Origin of the sequence: Pseudomonas sp. EL_65y_Pfl2_R96, from assembly GCF_963970905.1 — a bacterium.
Taxonomy (GTDB): Bacteria; Pseudomonadota; Gammaproteobacteria; order Pseudomonadales; family Pseudomonadaceae; genus Aquipseudomonas.
Map to the genome: position 1 here is coordinate 81,481 of NZ_CAXAQH010000004.1, position 19,954 is coordinate 101,434.

The window sequence follows — 19,954 nt, forward strand, 5'->3', positions numbered from 1 at the left end:
ACCAACACCCTTGTGAGACCTGCCAGAAACCCTGTGGGAGCGGGCTTGCCCGCGATGAGGGCGTGTCAGTCGACACCTGTTGAACCTGACACACCGCTATCGCGGGCAAGCCCGCTCCCACAGGGTTATGCGGCTACGTTCATGAAACCTTGCGATTGCACCAACGCAAACGGGCTGAATACCTGCCAACTCTGTTCACGCTGAAACCGGCCTTTGACGAACGGCGCGATCGGGCCCTGCAGCTCGTCCATGGGCACCGATTCCAGACTGTTCTGGGCAAAGTGTTGCAAGCCGAAAATCTCATCGACCATCAACCCGGCAAACACGTCTTTGTGCTCCACCACCAATATCCGCCGCTGCTTGCGCAGGGCCGATAGCTCATGACCGAGCCCATAACCATAAAAGAAGCCACACAAATCCATGATCGGCAGCAGTCGCCCGCGCAGGTTCGCCACACCCTTGACCCAGGGTTTGACCCCCGGCAATTGGGTAACCCGCGGTTCGTGCAGGACTTCGCTGACTTCGCCCATGGGCGCAACGTACCAATGCTCGCCCAAGCGAAAGCCGATGCCGCTCCAGCTGTCCTGGCGAGTCGGCTGGGACGGCAGGTCCGCCGCCAGCAGACGACAGCGCCGGTCAATCTGCAGCAGCAGTTCGAAGGCCGTCAGCGACTCGGTCATGGCTAGGCGATCAACCGGCCAGCACGTTGTTCAGGGTCTTGATCAGGGTGTCTTCGTCGACCGGCTTGGTCAGGTAGTCCTTGGCGCCTTGGCGCGTACCCCAGACTTTGTCGGTTTCCTGATCCTTGGTGGTGATGATGATCACCGGAATGTGCCCGGTTTCCGGGTCTTTGGTCAGCTGACGGGTTGCCTGGAAACCGTTGAGGCCGGGCATGACGATGTCCATCAGCACCGCGTCGGGTTTTTCCTGACGGGCCAGGGCCACGCCGTCGGCGCCGTTTTCGGCTTTCAACACCTCATGACCGTGCTTTTCGAGCATGCCGGTCAGTTTGTACATTTCAGTCGGCGAGTCATCGACGATCAGAATACGTGCCATGGTCTTCCCCATTCTTGTCGACACCAGGCCCCATGGCCGAGCGTCACTGTGCGTGTCCTACTGCGGCGAAACGGCGGCGAAGCCCGGTACGTGGGCCTGAATCGCGTTCAGCAGTTCTTCCTTGCTGAAAGGCTTGGTCAAAAACTGGTCGGAACCGACGATCCGACCCTTGGCCTTGTCGAACAACCCGTCCTTGGACGACAGCATAATCACTGGCGTGGACTTGAACGCACTGTTGTTCTTGATTAAAGCGCAGGTCTGATAACCATCCAGACGCGGCATCATGATGTCGACAAAGATGATGCCGGGGTGATTGTCGGCAATCTTGGCCAGGGCATCGAAACCATCGATTGCAGTGATGACTTCACAGCCCACATTTTTCAACAGCGTTTCGGCGGTGCGACGAATCGTTTTCGAATCGTCGATCACCATGACCTTCAAGGCGCTGGAATGCTGTTCCATAGTGGCTCTACCGTCGCCTTTGTGAATCAATTTGTCCGTTTGCCGCTCATCGGCAGCTCGAAACCCTTGATGTTCAAGGGCCGGCACGACATGGCAGCCTTTTTAGCACAGTCTCCCCATCCAATCTATCGGGTGGCCTTTGCAGTGGTTTTTCCTTGACCGGGAACCCACTCGGCGCCACTCTGACGCCGCTTTTTCATCGCACTTTCCACCCCAATTTCGAGGAAAACCCCATGAGCGTTCGCGTCGGGATTGTCATGGATCCTATCGCCAGCATCTCCTATAAAAAGGATAGCTCGCTGGCCATGCTGCTGGCCGCGCAAAAGCGTGGCTGGGAACTGTTCTATATGGAACAGCGTGATTTGTATCAGGCCGAAGGCGAAGCTCGCGCGCGGATGCGTCCGCTGAAGGTGTTCGCCAACCCGGAAAAGTGGTTCGAGCTGGGCGCCGAATCCGACGCACTGCTGAGCGACCTGGACGTGATCCTGATGCGCAAGGATCCGCCGTTCGACATGGAGTTCGTCTACTCCACTTACCTGCTGGAGCAGGCCGAGCGCGCCGGCGTGCTGGTGGTCAACAAACCGCAAAGCCTGCGTGACTGCAACGAGAAGCTGTTCGCCACACTGTTCCCGCAGTGCACGCCGCCGACCATCGTCAGCCGTCGCCCGGACGTATTGCGTGAATTCGCCGACCATCACGGCGACGTGATCCTCAAGCCGTTGGACGGCATGGGCGGTTCGTCGATCTTCCGTCACACCGCTGGCCACCCGAACCTGTCGGTGATCCTCGAAACCCTGACCCTGCATGGCAAGCAACAGATCATGATCCAGGGCTACCTGCCAGCGATCGTCGATGGCGACAAGCGCATCCTGATGATCGACGGCGAGCCTGTGGATTACTGCCTGGCACGGATTCCGGCCGCAGGCGAAACCCGTGGCAACCTCGCCGCCGGCGGCCGTGGCGAAGCCCGACCGTTGACCGACAAGGATCGCTGGATCGCCGCACAAGTCGGCCCGACCCTGCGCGAGAAAGGCCTGCTGTTCGTCGGTCTCGACGTGATCGGTGAGCACCTGACTGAAATCAACGTCACCAGCCCGACCTGCATTCGCGAGATCGATAACGCGTTCGGCACCGACATCGGCGGCTTGCTGATGGATGCCATCGATCAGAAGCTCAAGGCTCGTTGATAGAGAACAGCCAAGAAACAACCAACATTGCGTTATCATCCCCGGCCTGTAAAAAACGCGATGTTGGTTTTCTTGTCATGACACTCCCGTCCGATCTGCCCGCTGAACTCGCCCATCGTGGCGTGCGCCCGGCCGATCGCCTCGGTTTTACCCTGTTTCTCGCGGCGCTGATTCACCTGGCCTTGCTGTTGGGCGTCGGGTTCACCATGGTTGAACCCAAGCAAATCAGCAAAACCCTGGAAATCACTCTCGCCACCTTCAAAAGCGAAACCAAGCCCAAGAAAGCCGATTTCCTCGCCCAAGAGAATCAGCAAGGCAGTGGCACCCTGGATAAAAAGGCGATACCCAAGACCACCGAGGTCGCGCCCTTCCAGGACAACAAGGTGCAGACGGTCACTCCACCGCCAACCGCCAAGCCTCAAGTGCAGAAAGCCGCGCCCAAGGCCGCCGTGACGACTGTCGCGCCGAAGCCGAAAAAAGCCGCAACCAAGCAGGAAGAGGTCAAGACCGAGACCAAGCCCAAGGTCGAGGCGCCGACCTTCGACAGCTCGCAGCTGTCCAGCGACATCGCCAGCCTGGAAGCGGAACTGGCCAACGAACAACAGCTGTACGCCAAGCGCCCGCGCATCCACCGCCTGAGCGCCGCGTCGACCATGCGCGACAAAGGCGCCTGGTACAAGGACGAATGGCGCAAGAAGGTCGAGCGCATCGGCAACCTCAACTACCCCGACGAGGCCCGGCGCAAACAGATTTACGGTAATTTGCGCCTGATGGTCTCGATCAACCGCGACGGCTCGCTGTATGAAGTGTTGGTGCTGGAATCGTCCGGCCAGCCGCTGCTGGACCAGGCGGCGCAGCGCATCGTAAGGCTCGCGGCACCGTTTGCACCGTTTACCGGGGATCTGTCAGACATCGACCGCCTGGAAATCATCCGCACCTGGAGGTTTGCGCGCGGGGACAGGCTCTCCAGTAACTGACCACCGCAAACCCCCTGTGGGAGCGGGCTTGCCCGCGATAGCGGTCTGTCTGACACTTCAATTTTGGATGTACCGCCGTCATCGCGGGCAAGCCCGCTCCCACAGGGAACAGGTTGTTTGCGGGTATTCGGGGCATTTCCTGTGCATCCTCAGCTTGTCAGTTCGCCCCTCCAACGCCACACTAGCGCTCATGAAGAACGTCAGCCCCAGCTACCTCAAGCATCACTTCCTGATCGCCATGCCTCACATGGCCGACCCGAACTTTGCGCACACCTTGACCTACATCGTCGAGCACACGGCCAATGGTGCCATGGGGCTGGTGGTCAACCGTCCGCAGGACCTGAACCTGGCCGATATCCTCGAGCAATTGCGCCCCGATATCGAACCGCCGTTGCTCTGCCAGCATGTGCCGATCTTTATGGGTGGCCCGGTGCAAACCGATCGTGGTTTTGTCCTGCACCCATCGGGTAAATCTTTTCAGGCGACCGTTGATCTGGAAGGCGAGTTGTCCCTGTCGACCTCCCAGGACGTACTGTTCGCCATCGCCGACGGCGTCGGCCCCGCGAAAAGCCTGATCACCCTCGGCTACGCCGGTTGGGAAGCCGGGCAACTGGAAGCCGAACTGGCCGACAACGCCTGGCTGACCTGCCCGTTCAATGCCGATATCCTGTTCAACACCAGCAGTGAATTGCGCCTCGAAGCGGCCGCCAGGCATCTGGGAGTCAACCTCAGCCTGCTCACCAGCCAGGCGGGGCACGCCTGATGGCCCTGCGGCTGATTCTGGGTTTCGACTACGGCACCAAACAGATCGGCGTTGCGGTCGGCCAGGTGATTACCGGCCAGGCCCGCGAGCTGTGCACCTTGAAGGCGCAAAACGGCATTCCCGACTGGAATCAGGTCGAAGCCCTGATCAAAGAGTGGAAACCCGACGCCGTGGTGGTCGGCCTGCCGCTGAACATGGACGGCACACCCAGCGACATGTGCCTGCGGGCCGAAAAGTTCGCCCGCCGCCTGAACGGCCGCTACAACCTGCCCTTCTATACTCACGATGAACGCCTGACCACCTTCGAGGCCAAGGGCGAACGTCTGGTCCGTGGCGGCCAGAAGGGCAGTTACCGCGACAACCCCGTCGATGCCATCGCCGCCGCCCTGCTGCTGCAAGGCTGGCTCGACGAAAACACCGCACTGTTTGAATCCTCAAGCACCTGATTCTGAAGAGCCGCTGCGGCGTCTCCCTTAGCGACAACCCGAGCCACCATTCAAGAAGAACCCGGCTCGGGACAAAGAAGGAGCAAACCATGAGCCTGCCCAATCCCGCCGAACTGATCAGCCAGATGGCGATCCGTCTCAAGGCTTATCTGGAAAACCGTGGCATCAGCGAACCACGTTACATCGGCATTCGGACCGGTGGCGTCTGGGTCGCTCAGGCGTTGCTCGATAAACTGGGCAGCGACTCGCCCTTGGGCACCCTGGACGTGTCCTTCTACCGCGACGACTTCAGCCAGAACGGCCTGCACCCGCAAGTACGCCCTTCGGCGCTACCGTTCGAGATCGAAGGCCAGCACCTGGTGTTGATCGACGACGTGCTGATGAGCGGTCGCACCATCCGCGCCGCGATGAACGAACTCTTCGACTACGGCCGCCCGGCCAGCGTGACGCTGGTATGCCTGCTGGACCTGGACGCCGGTGAGCTGCCGATCCGCCCGAACGTGGTCGGCGCGACCCTGACGCTGGCGGCCCACGAACGGGTGAAGCTGTCCGGCCCGGAGCTCAAGCTCGAACTTCAAGACCTCGCCCTTTAATTCGCCCTATTGAGAGTCCCCCTCGCGATGACGCCTCTAGAAACCAAGCGCCCGCTGCAGCTCAATGATCAGGGTCAGCTGCGCCACTTCCTCTCGCTCGACGGTTTGCGCCGCGAGCTGTTGACGGAAATCCTCGACACCGCCGACTCGTTCCTCGAAGTCGGCGCACGGGCGGTGAAGAAAGTCCCGTTGCTGCGCGGCAAGACCGTGTGCAATGTGTTCTTCGAAAACTCCACCCGCACCCGCACCACCTTCGAACTGGCGGCCCAGCGGCTGTCGGCCGACGTGATCACCCTGAACGTGTCCACGTCGTCGGCGAGCAAGGGCGAAACCCTGCTCGACACCCTGCGCAACCTGGAAGCCATGGCCGCCGACATGTTCGTCGTGCGTCACGGTGATTCCGGTGCGGCGCACTTCATCGCCGAGCATGTCTGCCCGCAAGTGGCGATCATCAACGGCGGCGACGGCCGTCACGCCCACCCGACCCAGGGCATGCTCGACATGCTCACCATCCGTCGGCACAAGGGCGGCTTCGAAAACCTCTCGGTGGCCATCGTCGGCGACATCCTGCACTCGCGGGTGGCGCGCTCGAACATGCTGGCCCTGAAAACCCTCGGTTGCCCGGACATCCGCGTGATCGCGCCGAAGACGCTGCTGCCGATCGGCATCGAGCAATATGGCGTGAAGGTCTACACCGACATGACCGAAGGCCTGAAAGACGTCGACGTGGTGATCATGCTGCGCTTGCAGCGTGAACGCATGACGGGTGGCCTGCTGCCGAGCGAAGGCGAATTCTACCGCCTGTTCGGCCTGACCACCGCGCGCCTGGCCGGGGCCAAACCGGATTGCATCGTCATGCACCCGGGGCCGATCAACCGTGGGGTGGAGATTGAGTCAGCGGTGGCCGACGGTCCGCACTCGGTGATCCTCAACCAAGTGACCTACGGCATCGCGATTCGTATGGCCGTGTTGTCCATGGCCATGAGCGGGCAAACTGCCCAGCGCCAATTCGAGCAGGAGAACGCCCAGTGAAGCTCAGCATTCTCGGCGCACGCGTTATCGATCCGGTCAGCGGCCTGGATCAAGTGACTGATATCCACGTTGAAGCCTGCAAGATCGTCGCCCTCGGCGCCGCTCCGGCAGGTTTCGTTGCAGTAGACACCATCGACGCCAAGGGCCTGGTGGCGGCCCCGGGTCTGGTTGACCTGAACGTCGCCCTGCGCGAGCCGGGCTACAGCCGCAAAGGCTCGATCGCCAGCGAAACCCGCGCAGCTGCTGCCGGTGGCGTGACCAGCCTGTGCTGCCCACCCAAAACCAAACCGGTGCTGGACACTTCGGCTGTGGCCGAACTGATCCTCGACCGCGCTCGCGAAGCCGGCAACACCAAAGTCTTCCCGATCGGCGCCCTGAGCAAAGGCCTGGACGGCGAGCAGCTTGCAGAGCTCGTTGCGCTGCGCGATGCCGGCTGCGTGGCCTTCGGCAATGGCCTGGAGAGTTTCCGCAATACCCGCACCCTGTGCCGGGCGCTGGAATACGCGGCGACGTTCGACCTGACGGTGATTTTCAATTCGCAGGACCATGATCTGGCCGAAGGTGGCTTGGCTCACGAAGGCCCGACCGCCAGTTTCCTCGGCTTGCCGGGCATTCCGGAAACCGCCGAAACCGTGGCCCTGGCCCGGGATCTGCTGCTGGTCGAGCAAAGCGGCGTGCGTGCGCACTTCAGCCAGCTCACCAGCGCGCGTGGCGTGGCGCTGATCGCCCAGGCCCAGGCCCGTGGCCTGAAGGTCACCGCAGACGTGGCGTTGTATCAGTTGATCCTCACCGACGAAGCGCTGATCGACTTCAGCAGCCTCTACCACGTTCAGCCGCCGCTGCGCACCCGCGCCGACCGCGACGGCCTGCGGGCAGCGGTGAAGTCTGGGGTGGTGTCAGCCATCTCCAGCCATCACCAGCCCCACGAGCGCGATGCCAAACTGGCACCGTTCGGCGCCACCGAGCCTGGCATCAGCAGCGTGGAACTACTGTTGCCGCTGGCGATGACATTGGTGGAAGACGGCTTGCTCGACTTGCCGACCCTGCTCGCACGCTTGAGCGCCGGTCCTGCCGAAGCGTTGCGCTTGCCGGCGGGCAAGCTGGCGGTGGGCGGGCCGGCAGATATCGTGCTGTTCGACCCTGCGACCTCGACCGTGGCCGGTGATACCTGGCTGTCGAAGGGCGAAAACTGCCCGTTCATTGGCCATAGCCTGCCGAGCGTGGTGCGTTATACCCTGGTGGATGGGCGGATCAGTCACCAGGCTTAAAACCGCGCTGCTCCAATCGCGGGCAAGCCCGCCCCCACAGGGTTATCGGTTGGCCGCAAGATTTGCGGACAATACACATCCACTGTGGGAGCGGGCTTGCCCGCGATGACTTACTGAAAGGCGCCTCTATTCTGGGCATTGCGCACAGAAACCTGGTCATTCAACGTCCAGAAGTCATACAACACCCCCAGAAAGAACAGCCCACCCGTCACCAGGTACAGCAACCCGCTGACCCACTTGCCCTGATACATCCGGTGCACACCGAATACCCCCAGAAACGTCAGCAGAATCCACGCAACGTTGTATTCGATGGGGCCGGCGGTAAAGCGCAGGTCCGCTTCACGATCCATGGCCGGGATCAGGAACACGTCAATCAACCAGCCAATACCCAGCAAACCGAAGGTAAAAAACCAGATCGTCCCGGTCACCGGCTTGCCGTAATAGAAGCGGTGAGCCCCGGTAAAACCGAAAATCCACAGCAAGTAACCAATCACTTTGCTGTGCGTATCTTGTTGTGAAACGGGTTGTCGATAGGTGTTCATGGAAGACCTCGATTCACACGATAGAGAAATATTCTTGAATTCTTTGTGACTTTTTTACAGGCGGCCGACATACGGCAAATGCTACCTTCACTTCCGTCAAAGCCCTGTACCGCCTGACTTGTGTCAGATAATTGCGTCCTTTTTTCGCTTATTTGGTTCCGTTGACCCCAAGGTTGAATCGACCAACGGCCTCGGAAGGGCCAAAAAAGCTGTTATAAAGTTGCGCGCCAACCCATACGAGCCTTGCCTAATGCATCCATTTTTCAAGACATGGCTAACCATTTGCCTATTATTGCCCCTGGCCGCCCACGCCACCAATCGTGAGCAACGTCTTCCCAACGTTAATGGTTACACCCCAAAATCCCATGTTTCTGCTCCTTCGAGCAAAAACAAACAGACAGTAAAGCGCTCCACCCAACTGAGCAGCGCCGACCGCAAGCTGGTCCCGTCGATGGCGACCAAGGAAAGCAGCAACGTGTTGAGCCGCGCGGTCAACGTTCTCGGTACACCTTATCGTTGGGGCGGCAGTAGCCCAAGTAAAGGGTTCGATTGCAGTGGTCTGGTGAAATACGCGTTCAATGACGCCACGTTTGACCTGCCACGTACCTCCAACGCCATGGCCAGCGGTCGCGGCGAGAAAGTCGATCGTAACGATCTGAAGCCAGGTGACCTGATTTTCTTCAACATCAAGAGCCGCCGGGTCAATCACGTTGCCATCTACCTGGGCAACGACCGCTTCATCCACGCACCACGCCGTGGTAAGTCGGTGAGCATCGACACCCTGAATAAACCGTACTGGGAAAACCACTATGTGGTTGCCAAGCGGGTTCTGCCCAAAGAACAGAACGCATTGCGGGTTGTTCAGCGTTGATCCGACACTGATCGTTCCCACGCTCTGCGTGGGAATGCAGCCCGGGACGCTCCGCGTCCCCCTGCCAAAGCGGACGCGGAGCGTCCATTGAGGCATTCCCACGCAGAGCGTGGGAACGATCAACTTCCTGTCAGAAATTATCCGGCGACCGCGCCTTCTCCCGCGCATGTTCGCGGCTGATCACGCCCTTGGTCACCAGCTCCTTCAGGCACATATCCAGCGTCTGCATCCCCAGCGACCCTCCGGTCTGAATCGACGAGTACATCTGCGCCACCTTGTCTTCACGGATCAGGTTACGAATCGCCGCGGTGCCGAGCATGATTTCGTGGGCGGCAACCCGCCCGCCGCCGATTTTCTTGATCAATGTCTGGGACACCACCGCCAGCAATGACTCGGAGAGCATCGAACGCACCATCGATTTCTCGTCGCCCGGAAACACGTCCACCACCCGGTCGATGGTTTTCGCCGCCGACGTGGTGTGCAGTGTGCCAAACACCAGGTGGCCGGTCTCGGCGGCAGTCAACGCCAGGCGGATAGTCTCCAGATCACGCATCTCCCCCACCAGAATCACGTCCGGGTCTTCGCGCAGGGCAGAGCGCAGGGCAGTGGCGAAGCTGCGGGTATCGCGATGGACTTCGCGCTGATTGATCAGGCATTTACGCGATTCGTGGACGAACTCGATGGGGTCTTCGATGGTGAGGATGTGGTGATGGCGATGGCTGTTCAGGTAATCGATCATCGCTGCCAGCGTGGTGGACTTGCCCGAACCGGTCGGGCCGGTCACCAGCACCAGGCCCCGGGGCGCGTCGGTAATCTTGCGAAACACTTCCCCCATGCCCAGGTCGTCCATGCTCAGGACCTTGGACGGAATGGTCCGGAATACCGCGCCCGCACCGCGATTCTGGTTGAAGGCATTGACCCGAAAACGCGCCACGCCGGGCACTTCGAAGGAAAAGTCGGTTTCAAGATGCTTCTCGAAGTCCACCCGCTGGAGGTCGTTCATGATGTCGTAGATCAGATCATGCACCGCCTTGTGGTCCAGCGCCGGCAGGTTGATGCGCCTCACATCGCCGTCGACACGAATCATCGGTGGCAGGCCGGCGGACAGGTGCAGGTCGGACGCGCCCTGTTTAGCGCTGAAAGCCAGCAGCTCAGTGATATCCATAGCGCTCCTCAATTCCAGTAGAATGCCGCGATCCTTCAGACCGCTGGCGCCTCTTGATGTCCACGATAGCAGACAACATCGCTCAGGTTAGTTCACGCATCCACGCTGCCGCCCTTGCCGCAAAGCGGGACGAACACAGCATCCAGCTGCTGGCCGTGAGCAAGACCAAGCCCGCCGAGGCCTTGCGTGAAGCCTATGCCGCCGGGATCCGTGACTTTGGCGAAAACTATTTGCAGGAAGCCTTGAGCAAACAGCTCGAATTGGCCGACCTGCCCTTGATCTGGCACTTCATCGGCCCCATTCAATCGAACAAGACTCGCGCTATCGCCGAGCATTTCGACTGGGTGCATTCCGTGGATCGCTTGAAAATCGCACAACGCCTGTCCGAACAACGCCCTGTCGATTTGCCTCCCTTGAACATCTGTATCCAGGTCAACGTCAGCGGCGAAGCCAGCAAGTCCGGCTGCACCCCGGCCGACCTGCCCGCCCTGGCCAATGCCATCAGCGCTCTGCCGCGCTTGAAATTGCGCGGGTTGATGGCGATTCCTGAGCCGACTGAAGATCGCGCCGCCCAGGATGCCGCTTTTGCTGCCGTGCAGAGCCTGCAAGCCAGCCTGAACCTGCCACTCGACACGCTTTCCATGGGCATGAGCCACGACCTCGAGTCGGCCATCGCCATGGGCGCCACTTGGGTCCGTATCGGAACGGCCCTGTTTGGCGCCCGCGACTACAGCAAGCCATAACGTGGCTGACACCCCTCTCTATAAGGACCTGACATGAGCAAGACTCGTATTGCCTTTATCGGAGCCGGCAACATGGCCGCCAGCCTGATCGGCGGCCTGCGCGCCAAAGGTCTGGACGCCGCGCAGATCCGCGCCAGCGATCCGGGTGAAGAAACCCGTGCCCGCGTACACGCCGAGCACGGCATCGAAGTGTTTGCCGACAATGCCGAAGCCATTCAGGGCGCGGACGTGGTTGTACTGGCGATCAAACCCCAGGCGATGAAAGCCGTTTGCGAAGCCATTCGCCCAAGCCTCAAGCCGAATCAACTGGTGGTCTCGATTGCGGCCGGCATCACCTGCGCCAGCATGAACAACTGGCTTGGCGCCCAGCCCATCGTGCGCTGCATGCCCAACACCCCGGCGCTGCTGCGCCAGGGCGTGAGCGGTTTGTACGCCACGGCCGAAGTGAGCGCCGGGCAACGCCAGCAGGCGCAAGAGCTGCTGGCGGCGGTCGGCATTGCCTTGTGGCTGGATGAAGAACAGCAACTGGACGCGGTCACTGCCGTTTCCGGCTCGGGCCCTGCGTATTTCTTCCTGCTGATCGAAGCCATGACCGCCGCTGGCGTGAAGCTCGGTCTGCCACCCGAAACCGCTGCACAACTGACCCTGCAAACCGCGTTGGGCGCTGCACAGATGGCGGTCACCAGTGATGTAGACGCCGCTGAACTGCGTCGCCGCGTGACGTCGCCTGCGGGCACTACCGAAGCGGCGATCAAGTCGTTCCAGGCCGGCGGCTTCGAAGCTCTGGTAGAAAAAGCACTTGGCGCCGCCGCGCACCGCTCGGCCGAAATGGCCGAACAACTGGGCAAATAAGGAGCCTTACATGATTGGATTGAACACTGCGGCGATTTACGTGCTGCAAACCCTCGGCAGTCTGTACCTGCTGATCGTGCTGTTGCGTTTCGTGCTGCAACTGGTGCGCGCAAACTTCTACAACCCACTGTGCCAGTTCGCCGTAAAAGCGACCCAGCCGCTGCTCAAGCCGCTGCGCCGGATCATCCCGAGCCTGTTCGGCCTGGACATGTCCTCGCTGGTGCTGGCAATCCTCGTGCAGCTGGCGTTGATGGCCTTGACCCTGTTGCTGACCTTCGGCACCATCGGCAACCCGCTGCAATTGCTGATCTGGTCGCTGATCGGCGTGACTGCGCTGTTCCTGAATATCTTCTTCTATGCCCTGATCATCAGCGTGATTCTGTCCTGGGTCGCACCGGGTAGCCATAATCCGGGCGCCGAACTGGTGAACCAGATCTGCGAGCCGGCCCTGGCGCCGTTCCGCAAGATTGTGCCAAACCTCGGCGGCCTGGATATCTCACCGATCCTGGCGTTCATGGTGCTCAAGCTGATCGATATGCTGGTGATCAACAACCTCGCGGCCTTGACCATGATGCCGCAAATCCTGCGTCTGCTGATCTGACCCGGTGAGCTACTTTCGCTGGGACGGTGATGACCTGATTCTGGAATGCCACCTGCAACCGGCGGCCCGCAGCGATGACTTCTGCGGGCTGCATGGCGATCGCCTGAAGATCCGCCTGACGGCGCCGCCGGTCGAGGGCAAGGCCAATGCGTATCTGATGGCGTTTCTGGCCAAGGCGTTCGGGGTTTCCAAGAGTCAGGTGAGCTTGATCAGCGGGGAGCTGAACCGGCAGAAGCGGGTGCGGATTTGTTCGCCGAAGACGCTGCCTGAGTTGCCGTATCTGGTGCGTCCGGCCTGACTTCAATGTGGCCAGGAGATTTATCCCCGCTGGGCTGCGCCCTGTAGGAGCTGCCGAAGGCTGCGATCTTTTGATCTGATCTTTGCTTTGGATTCAATTGGTAGAGGAAAGATCGCAGCCTCGTTGCACTCGACAGCTCCTACGGGGGCCGCTTCGCGCCCCAACGGGAGCAAGCTCCCTCGCCACAGGTACACCGGCAAAAAATCAGGCCCGGCCTTTGCTTGCCGCTAACCCCACCGGTCTTTAGACTTACGCCTCATTTCAACGAGAGCAGGGTCGATGCCAGCTGCCTTCCCCCCCGATTCTGTTGGTCTGGTGACGCCGCAACTGGCGCACTTCAGTGAACCCCTGGCCCTGGCCTGTGGCCGTTCACTGCCAGCTTATGACCTGATCTACGAAACCTACGGCACGCTCAATGCTACGGCGAGCAACGCCGTGCTGATCTGCCACGCCTTGTCCGGCCACCATCACGCCGCCGGCTTCCACAGCCCCGACGACCGCAAACCCGGTTGGTGGGACAGCTGCATCGGCCCCGGCAAACCGATCGACACCAACAAGTTCTTCGTGGTCAGCCTGAACAACCTCGGCGGCTGCAATGGTTCTACCGGCCCCAGCAGCATCAATCCGGAGACCGGCAAGCCATTTGGCGCCGACTTCCCGGTGCTGACCGTGGAAGACTGGGTGCACAGCCAGGCGCGCCTCGCCGACCTGCTCGGCATCCGCCAATGGGCGGCGGTAATCGGCGGCAGCCTCGGTGGCATGCAGGCCTTGCAATGGACCATCACCTACCCGGACCGCGTGCGGCACTGCCTGGCCATCGCCTCGGCGCCGAAACTGTCGGCACAGAACATCGCGTTCAACGAAGTCGCACGCCAGGCGATCCTCACCGACCCGGAATTCCACGGTGGTTCGTTCCAGGAGGCGGGCGTGATCCCCAAGCGCGGGCTGATGCTGGCGCGGATGGTTGGGCACATCACCTACCTGTCCGACGACTCCATGGGCGAGAAATTCGGTCGCGGCCTTAAGAGCGAAAAGCTCAACTACGACTTCCACAGCGTCGAGTTCCAGGTCGAAAGCTACCTGCGGTATCAGGGCGAGGAGTTTTCCGGGCGTTTCGACGCCAACACCTACCTGCTGATGACCAAGGCCCTGGATTACTTCGACCCGGCGGCGAATTTCGACGATGACCTGGCGAAAACCTTCGCCAATGCCCAGGCCAGGTTCTGTGTGATGTCGTTCACCACCGACTGGCGCTTCTCCCCTGCCCGCTCACGGGAGCTGGTGGACGCGCTGATGGCGGCCAGGAAAGACGTTTGCTACCTGGAGATCGATGCTCCGCAAGGCCACGACGCCTTCCTGATTCCGATCCCGCGTTACTTGCAGGCCTTCAGCAATTACATGAACCGTATAGCGCTTTGAGGAAGACATGAGAGCCGATCTGGAAATCATCCAGGAATGGATCCCCGCCGGCAGCCGCGTGCTCGACCTCGGCTGCGGTGACGGCGAGCTGCTGACCTGGCTGCGCGATAACAAGCAGGTCACCGGCTATGGCCTGGAAAACGACCCGGACAACATTGCCGAATGCGTGGCCAAGGGCATCAACGTCATCGAGCAGGACCTGGACAAGGGCCTGGGTAACTTCGCCAGCAACAGCTTCGACATCGTGGTCATGACCCAGGCCCTGCAAGCCGTGCATTACCCGGACAAGATCCTCGACGAAATGCTGCGGGTCGGTCGCCAGTGCATCATCACCTTCCCCAACTTCGGTCACTGGCGCTGCCGCTGGTACCTGGCGAGCAAGGGCCGGATGCCGGTTTCGGAGTTTCTGCCGTACACCTGGTACAACACGCCGAACATCCACTTCTGCACTTTCGAAGACTTTGAAGCGCTGTGTCGCGAACGTGAAGCCAAGGTCATTGATCGGCTTGCCGTGGATCAACAGCATCGGCACGGGTGGGCCAGTAAGCTATGGCCTAATCTGTTAGGTGAAATCGGTATCTACCGAGTCAGCAGCCCCGGGCTGCAAGACCACAAGGTTGCGGTCTGAATCACGACACCTCGAGGAGAATGATCATGGGTCGTCTAGCGCTGTTTTTACTTACTGCCTGCCTGAGCGTCACCGCCATGGCCGCCGACGCCATCAAGGGTGAGCGCCAGGAAACCTTTGGCGACGTGACGGTGCACTACAACACCTTCAACTCGACTTTCCTGACACCGGACATCGCCAAAGCCGCCGAGCTGACCCGCAGCAAGAACCAGGGCGTCATCAACATCTCGGTACTCAAGGATGGCAAACCGCAAACAGCTCAGGTCAGCGGCACGGTCAAAGACCTGACCAGCCAAAGCGTCCCGTTGAAGTTCAAACAGATCACCGAAACAGGCGCGGTCTACTACATCGCCCAGTACCCGGTGCCACAGCAGGAAATCCGCACCTTTGAAATCAAGGTGCAGACCGGTGACAAAATCAACACCATCACTTTCAACCAAGAGCTTTTCCCCGGCGAATGATGAACTTCACGCAACTCGTACTGGCCAGCCATAACGCCGGCAAACTCAAGGAACTCCAGGCCATGCTCGGCGAATCGGTGCACTTGCGCTCGATCGGCGAGTTCAGCAGCGTCGAGCCTGAAGAAACCGGTCTGTCGTTCGTCGAGAACGCCATTCTCAAGGCCCGCAATGCCTCGCGCATTTCCGGCCTGCCGGCCTTGGCCGACGATTCGGGGCTGGCGGTGGATTTCCTCGGCGGTGCGCCGGGTATCTATTCGGCCCGTTACGCTGACGGTAAAGGCGATGCGGCGAACAACGCCAAACTGCTCGACGTCATGAAAGACGTGCCGCAAGCCGAGCGCGGCGCGCAATTCGTCTGCGTATTGGCGCTGGTGCGTCATGCCGACGATCCGTTGCCGATCCTCTGCGAAGGCCTGTGGCATGGGCGCATCCTGACCCAGGCCAGCGGCGAGCACGGTTTTGGCTACGATCCGCTGTTCTGGGTGCCGGAGCGCGAATGCTCCAGCGCCGAATTGAGCCCGAGTGACAAGAACCTCATCAGCCACCGCGCCCGTGCAATGGATCTGCTGCGCCAGCGTCTGGGCCTGAAATGATCCATGAATCGTCCGCGTCGCCGCTGATTTTCGGTGGCGCCGCACAATCGCCTCGAGCGCCCTTGCCCGTGCTGCCGCCTCTGGCGCTGTACATCCACATCCCGTGGTGTGTACGCAAATGCCCTTATTGCGACTTCAACTCCCACACCGCCAGCCCCGTATTGCCGGAGGAAGAATATGTCGACGCCTTGCTGGCCGACCTCGATCAGGACCTGCATGCGGTTTATGGCCGTGAGCTGAGCTCGATCTTCTTCGGAGGCGGCACGCCGAGCCTGTTCAGTGCCGAGGCGCTGGGTCGCTTGCTCAAGGGCGTCGAGCAACGCATTGCGTTCGCCAGCGACATCGAAATCACCCTGGAAGCCAACCCCGGAACGTTTGAGCAGGAAAAATTCCGTGCCTACCGGGCACTGGGCATCAATCGCCTGTCGATCGGCATCCAGAGCTTTCAGGAAGAGAAACTCAAGGCCCTGGGGCGGATTCACAACGGTGATGAAGCCGTGCGTGCCGCCGGCATGGCCCGTCAGGCCGGCTTCGACAACTTCAACCTGGACCTGATGCATGGTTTGCCCGATCAGTCCCTGGACGATGCCCTGAACGACCTGCGCCAGGCCATTGCCCTGAAGCCGACCCACCTGTCCTGGTATCAGCTGACACTGGAACCGAACACGGTGTTCTGGAACCAGCCACCGACACTCCCGGAAGATGACACCCTGTGGGATATTCAAGAGGCCGGTCAGGCGCTGTTGGCCGAACACGGTTACGCGCAATACGAAGTCTCGGCCTATGCCCAGCCCGGCCGTCCGGCGCGGCATAACCTCAATTACTGGAGTTTCGGCGACTTCATCGGCATCGGCGCCGGCGCCCATGGCAAGCTCAGCCATCCGGACGGGCGCATTGTGCGCACCTGGAAGACTCGCTTGCCGAAGGATTATTTGAACCCGGCCAAAAGCTTCCAGGCCGGCGAGAAAGCCCTGACCAACGAAGAGTTGCCGTTCGAGTTTCTGATGAACGCCTTGCGCCTGACCGAGGGCGTCGAAGCGCGGTTGTATCCCGAACGCACCGGGCTACCTCTGGAAAGCCTCGCCGAAGGCCGCCGCGAAGCCGAACAAAGTGGCTTGTTGCAGGTCGAACCGTCACGTCTGGCGGCCACGCTGCGCGGGCAACTCTTTCTCAATGATTTGCTGCAGAATTTTCTGAGCTGATTTTCAGCCTTAAGGGAAAACGAATGGATTTGATACTCGACCTGCTCGCCACCGTGTCCCGCTGGAGCCGTAGCAACCTGTCGGAAATCTCTCTGGCACTGGTAGGCTGCCTGCTGGTGCTGTTTGGCGCCGACATCAAAGGCTGGGTCGACCAACGCCTGGGCAGCATCGCCGGCGCCTTGCGCGTCCCGCTGATGGCCCTGCTGTGCATGGTCGGCAGCGGCGTGGCGCTGATCTATGCCACGCCATGGATCATCAAAGGCCTGAGCCAGTTCAACAACTACAGCCTGGCGCCGGTGTTGTTGGTGGTGCTGGTGTTGATTGGCGTCGTAGCAGACCGCCGCTGAGCGCTGATGATCGTTCCCACGCTCTGCGTGGGAATGCAGCCAGGGACGCTCCGCGTCCCAAGAGCGTCCATTGAGGTATTCCCACGCGGAGCGTGGGAACGATCATTGGCCGGTTAGGACTGTTTTTCGAACTTCAGATCCCACACGCCATGCCCAAGACGTTCGCCGCGGCGTTCGAACTTGGTGATCGGGCGTTCGGCCGGACGTGGGACGCATTTGCCGTCTTCGGCGAGGTTGCGATAGCCCGGTGCGACGTTCATTACTTCCAGCATGTACTCGGCGTACGGTTCCCAGTCGGTGGCCATGTGTAGCACACCGCCAACCTTCAACTTGCTGCGCACCAGTTCAGCGAACGATGCCTGAACGATACGACGCTTGTGGTGACGGCTTTTGTGCCATGGGTCTGGGAAAAACAGCATCAGTCGATCGAGGCTGTTGTCGGCGATGCAACGGTTGAGCACTTCGATCGCATCGCAATCGTAGACGCGCAGGTTGGTCAGGCCCTGAGTCAGCACGCCATTGAGCAGCGCGCCGACACCCGGACGGTGCACTTCCACACCAATGAAGTCCTGTTCCGGCGAAGCCACGGCCATTTCCAGCAGCGAGTGGCCCATGCCGAAACCGATTTCCAGCGAGCGCGGTGCCGAGCGACCGAACACTTGGTCGAAGTCCACCGGCGCATCGGCCAATGGCAGCACGAACAGTGGCGTGCCCTGATCCAGACCGCGTTGCTGGCCTTCAGTCATGCGCCCGGCGCGCATCACGAAACTCTTGATGCGGCGGTGTTGGCGCTCGTCGCCTTCTTCCGTCTGGATAGGCGTGTCGTTCGATTCAGTCATCAATGGCTCTTACTTGATCAGACCATCCAGCGGCGAGGAGGCGCTGGCATAGAGTTTTTTCGGCATGCGGCCAGCGAGGTAGGCCAGACGGCCCGCCACGATGGCGTGTTTCATGGCTTCGGCCATCATGATCGGCTGTTGGGCGTGGGCGATAGCCGAGTTCATCAGCACCGCGTCACAGCCCAGCTCCATGGCGATGGTGGCGTCGGAAGCGGTACCGACACCGGCATCCACCAACACCGGAATTTTCGCTTCTTCGAGGATGATCTGCAGGTTGTAAGGGTTGCAGATCCCCAGACCCGAACCGATCAAACCGGCCAGTGGCATGACCGCGATGCAGCCGATTTCCGCCAGTTGCCGGGCGATGATCGGGTCATCGCTGGTGTAGACCATCACGTCGAAGCCTTCCTTGACCAGCACTTCGGCGGCCTTGAGGGTTTCGATCACGTTGGGGAACAGGGTTTTCTGATCCGCCAGCACTTCCAGCTTCACCAGGTTGTGGCCGTCGAGCAGCTCACGGGCCAGGCGGCAGGTGCGCACGGCTTCGATGGCGTCGTAGCAACCGGCAGTGTTCGGCAGGAAGGTGAAGCGATCCGGCGACAGGACTTCGAGCAGGTTCGGTTCACCCGGGTTCTGGCCGAGGTTAGTGCGGCGCACGGCGAACGTGACGATCTCGGCACCCGAGGCTTCGATGGCCAGGCGGGTTTCTTCCATGTCACGGTACTTGCCGGTGCCTACCAGCAAACGCGACTGGTAAGTACGACCGGCCAGAACGAAGGGCTTGTCGCTACGAACGATGCTCATGGGAAATCCTCTGTTGGGGTGAGGTTCTTGCAGAATAATTCTGTGGCCGCTTGGGCCGGGCAGCTAGCCGCCGCCGATGGCGTGCACGACTTCGACCGAGTCACCGTCGTTCAACGTGGTTTCTGCGTGCTGGCTGCGCGGGACGATATCCAGATTGAGTTCGACCGCCACCCGGCGCCCGGTCAGTTCCAGACGGGTCAGCAGGGCCGCAACGGTTTCGCCGTCGGGCAATTCAAGGGATTCGCCGTTCAATTGAATGCGCATGCCGAATGCCGCCATCATTTTTAGGGGCTGGCATTCTAGCCCGATCAGTCAGGCCGACCCAAGCCATTCGTCTTGTAATACGATCCTGCGGCAGCTCCTACAAGGTCAGCTCAACCGCCAGGCGGCAAGCCCCAGGCAAAACCAGCCCACCAGGAATGCCAGACCACCGAAGGGGGTGACGATCCCGAGCTTGCTGACGCCTGTCATCGTCAACAGGTACAGACTGCCGGAAAACAACACAATACCGATGGCAAAGGACGCACCAGCCCAAGTGATCAGCCGACCGGGAACCTGCGTAGCCAACAGCGCCACACCCAGTAACGCCAGGGTATGCACCAGTTGATAGGTGACGCCTGTATGGAATATCGCCAAATACTCCGGCGTCAGACGGCTTTTCAGGCCGTGGGCGGCGAATGCCCCCAGGGCAACACCGGTGAAGCCGAAAAAGGCAGCCAGCATCAGGAAGCCACGCAACATGAAGAACTCCAGTCAGACTCGATCAACAGGGTCTGTATAATGGCCGGCTCAACGGGTTCGGCCA

27 protein-coding genes are annotated in these 19,954 nt (G+C 60.6%); 18 read left to right on the plus strand and 9 right to left on the minus strand.

Annotated features, from left to right (window positions below):
- Positions 1–125: 125 nt before the first annotated feature.
- From AACY49_RS06230 to pilG, 3 genes are read right to left on the minus strand one after another with little or no spacing between them, the layout of a single operon-like run.
- On the minus strand, positions 126–680 hold the full coding sequence (locus AACY49_RS06230) for a chemotaxis protein CheW (protein WP_339522411.1): 555 nt from the start codon (positions 678–680) through the stop codon (positions 126–128).
- A gap of 10 nt (positions 681–690) precedes the next feature.
- Positions 691–1,056 carry a twitching motility response regulator PilH gene (gene pilH, locus AACY49_RS06235; RefSeq protein WP_007897961.1) on the minus strand — a complete coding sequence of 122 codons (366 nt, stop codon included), beginning with the start codon at positions 1,054–1,056 and terminating at the stop codon, positions 691–693.
- A 57-nt stretch (positions 1,057–1,113) separates the two neighbouring features.
- A complete protein-coding gene (gene pilG, locus AACY49_RS06240; RefSeq protein WP_038980984.1) occupies positions 1,114–1,518 on the minus strand; it encodes a twitching motility response regulator PilG in 405 nt (134 codons plus the stop codon).
- Positions 1,519–1,751: 233 nt separating this feature from the next.
- Between pilG and gshB the strand changes: the two genes are divergently transcribed.
- The 7 genes from gshB to AACY49_RS06275 all read left to right on the plus strand — a co-directional run bounded on the left by gshB (position 1,752) and on the right by AACY49_RS06275 (position 7,784).
- Entirely contained in the window at positions 1,752–2,705 is a 954-nt protein-coding gene (gene gshB, locus AACY49_RS06245) for a glutathione synthase (protein ID WP_258698657.1), read from the plus strand.
- 77 nt (positions 2,706–2,782) lie between these two features.
- The gene (locus AACY49_RS06250) at positions 2,783–3,682 is read left to right on the plus strand and encodes an energy transducer TonB (RefSeq protein ID WP_339522416.1); all 900 of its coding nucleotides are present in this window, start codon (positions 2,783–2,785) and stop codon (positions 3,680–3,682) included.
- 190 nt (positions 3,683–3,872) lie between these two features.
- The gene (locus AACY49_RS06255; RefSeq protein ID WP_258698655.1) at positions 3,873–4,445 is read left to right on the plus strand and encodes a YqgE/AlgH family protein; all 573 of its coding nucleotides are present in this window, start codon (positions 3,873–3,875) and stop codon (positions 4,443–4,445) included.
- Positions 4,445–4,891, plus strand: coding sequence for a Holliday junction resolvase RuvX (gene ruvX / locus AACY49_RS06260; RefSeq protein WP_018928712.1), 447 nt, complete (start codon positions 4,445–4,447; stop codon positions 4,889–4,891). Before AACY49_RS06255 ends, ruvX begins: the two co-directional genes overlap by 1 nt.
- A gap of 89 nt (positions 4,892–4,980) precedes the next feature.
- Positions 4,981–5,484 carry a bifunctional pyr operon transcriptional regulator/uracil phosphoribosyltransferase PyrR gene (gene pyrR / locus AACY49_RS06265; protein ID WP_258698654.1) on the plus strand — a complete coding sequence of 168 codons (504 nt, stop codon included), beginning with the start codon at positions 4,981–4,983 and terminating at the stop codon, positions 5,482–5,484.
- 27 nt (positions 5,485–5,511) lie between these two features.
- Positions 5,512–6,516: an aspartate carbamoyltransferase catalytic subunit gene (locus AACY49_RS06270; protein ID WP_007897943.1), complete on the plus strand. Its 1,005-nt coding sequence runs from the start codon at positions 5,512–5,514 to the stop codon at positions 6,514–6,516.
- Positions 6,513–7,784 carry a dihydroorotase gene (locus tag AACY49_RS06275; protein ID WP_339522423.1) on the plus strand — a complete coding sequence of 424 codons (1,272 nt, stop codon included), beginning with the start codon at positions 6,513–6,515 and terminating at the stop codon, positions 7,782–7,784. The genes AACY49_RS06270 and AACY49_RS06275 overlap by 4 nt, the downstream gene beginning before the upstream one ends.
- 110 nt (positions 7,785–7,894) lie before the next feature.
- Here the strand turns inward: AACY49_RS06275 and AACY49_RS06280 are convergent, their stop codons facing one another.
- Complete coding sequence (locus AACY49_RS06280; RefSeq protein ID WP_258698652.1) at positions 7,895–8,326, minus strand: NINE protein; 432 nt, start codon at positions 8,324–8,326, stop codon at positions 7,895–7,897.
- Between the two features lie 250 nt (positions 8,327–8,576).
- On the opposite strand from AACY49_RS06280, the gene AACY49_RS06285 reads away from it, so the two are divergent.
- Positions 8,577–9,197: a C40 family peptidase gene (locus tag AACY49_RS06285; RefSeq protein WP_339522427.1), complete on the plus strand. Its 621-nt coding sequence runs from the start codon at positions 8,577–8,579 to the stop codon at positions 9,195–9,197.
- A 130-nt stretch (positions 9,198–9,327) separates the two neighbouring features.
- Here the strand turns inward: AACY49_RS06285 and AACY49_RS06290 are convergent, their stop codons facing one another.
- Positions 9,328–10,362: a type IV pilus twitching motility protein PilT gene (locus AACY49_RS06290; protein ID WP_258698650.1), complete on the minus strand. Its 1,035-nt coding sequence runs from the start codon at positions 10,360–10,362 to the stop codon at positions 9,328–9,330.
- Between the two features lie 56 nt (positions 10,363–10,418).
- On the opposite strand from AACY49_RS06290, the gene AACY49_RS06295 reads away from it, so the two are divergent.
- The 10 genes from AACY49_RS06295 (at position 10,419) to AACY49_RS06340 (ending at position 17,506) form a co-directional block, all read left to right on the plus strand.
- A complete protein-coding gene (locus AACY49_RS06295; protein WP_339522431.1) occupies positions 10,419–11,105 on the plus strand; it encodes a YggS family pyridoxal phosphate-dependent enzyme in 687 nt (228 codons plus the stop codon).
- A gap of 33 nt (positions 11,106–11,138) precedes the next feature.
- Positions 11,139–11,957, plus strand: a complete 819-nt coding sequence (gene proC / locus AACY49_RS06300; protein ID WP_258698648.1) for a pyrroline-5-carboxylate reductase — start codon at positions 11,139–11,141, stop codon at positions 11,955–11,957.
- A gap of 10 nt (positions 11,958–11,967) precedes the next feature.
- Positions 11,968–12,558 carry a YggT family protein gene (locus AACY49_RS06305; RefSeq protein ID WP_258698647.1) on the plus strand — a complete coding sequence of 197 codons (591 nt, stop codon included), beginning with the start codon at positions 11,968–11,970 and terminating at the stop codon, positions 12,556–12,558.
- A 4-nt stretch (positions 12,559–12,562) separates the two neighbouring features.
- Positions 12,563–12,856, plus strand: coding sequence for a DUF167 domain-containing protein (locus AACY49_RS06310; protein WP_258698646.1), 294 nt, complete (start codon positions 12,563–12,565; stop codon positions 12,854–12,856).
- Between the two features lie 279 nt (positions 12,857–13,135).
- Positions 13,136–14,275: a homoserine O-succinyltransferase MetX gene (gene metX, locus AACY49_RS06315; RefSeq protein WP_258698645.1), complete on the plus strand. Its 1,140-nt coding sequence runs from the start codon at positions 13,136–13,138 to the stop codon at positions 14,273–14,275.
- Between the two features lie 7 nt (positions 14,276–14,282).
- A complete protein-coding gene (gene metW, locus AACY49_RS06320) occupies positions 14,283–14,903 on the plus strand; it encodes a methionine biosynthesis protein MetW (RefSeq protein WP_027926558.1) in 621 nt (206 codons plus the stop codon).
- A 26-nt stretch (positions 14,904–14,929) separates the two neighbouring features.
- Positions 14,930–15,364 (plus strand): DUF4426 domain-containing protein, encoded by a 435-nt coding sequence (locus tag AACY49_RS06325; RefSeq protein ID WP_320393022.1) that lies wholly within the window; start codon positions 14,930–14,932, stop codon positions 15,362–15,364.
- Entirely contained in the window at positions 15,361–15,957 is a 597-nt protein-coding gene (gene rdgB / locus AACY49_RS06330; protein WP_320393021.1) for an RdgB/HAM1 family non-canonical purine NTP pyrophosphatase, read from the plus strand. Before AACY49_RS06325 ends, rdgB begins: the two co-directional genes overlap by 4 nt.
- Complete coding sequence (gene hemW / locus AACY49_RS06335; RefSeq protein ID WP_258698643.1) at positions 15,954–17,159, plus strand: radical SAM family heme chaperone HemW; 1,206 nt, start codon at positions 15,954–15,956, stop codon at positions 17,157–17,159. The genes rdgB and hemW overlap by 4 nt, the downstream gene beginning before the upstream one ends.
- 23 nt (positions 17,160–17,182) lie before the next feature.
- Positions 17,183–17,506 (plus strand): DUF3392 domain-containing protein, encoded by a 324-nt coding sequence (locus AACY49_RS06340; protein WP_084322429.1) that lies wholly within the window; start codon positions 17,183–17,185, stop codon positions 17,504–17,506.
- A gap of 113 nt (positions 17,507–17,619) precedes the next feature.
- Here AACY49_RS06340 and trmB read toward each other — a convergent pair whose 3' ends face one another.
- The 4 genes from trmB to AACY49_RS06360 all read right to left on the minus strand — a co-directional run bounded on the left by trmB (position 17,620) and on the right by AACY49_RS06360 (position 19,890).
- The gene (gene trmB / locus AACY49_RS06345) at positions 17,620–18,345 is read right to left on the minus strand and encodes a tRNA (guanosine(46)-N7)-methyltransferase TrmB (RefSeq protein WP_258698642.1); all 726 of its coding nucleotides are present in this window, start codon (positions 18,343–18,345) and stop codon (positions 17,620–17,622) included.
- A 9-nt stretch (positions 18,346–18,354) separates the two neighbouring features.
- Positions 18,355–19,149, minus strand: coding sequence for a thiazole synthase (locus tag AACY49_RS06350; protein ID WP_339522441.1), 795 nt, complete (start codon positions 19,147–19,149; stop codon positions 18,355–18,357).
- A gap of 63 nt (positions 19,150–19,212) precedes the next feature.
- The gene (gene thiS / locus AACY49_RS06355) at positions 19,213–19,413 is read right to left on the minus strand and encodes a sulfur carrier protein ThiS (RefSeq protein ID WP_007897898.1); all 201 of its coding nucleotides are present in this window, start codon (positions 19,411–19,413) and stop codon (positions 19,213–19,215) included.
- Positions 19,414–19,518: 105 nt separating this feature from the next.
- Positions 19,519–19,890 carry a DUF423 domain-containing protein gene (locus AACY49_RS06360; protein WP_258698640.1) on the minus strand — a complete coding sequence of 124 codons (372 nt, stop codon included), beginning with the start codon at positions 19,888–19,890 and terminating at the stop codon, positions 19,519–19,521.
- Between the last annotated feature and the right edge of the window lie 64 nt (positions 19,891–19,954).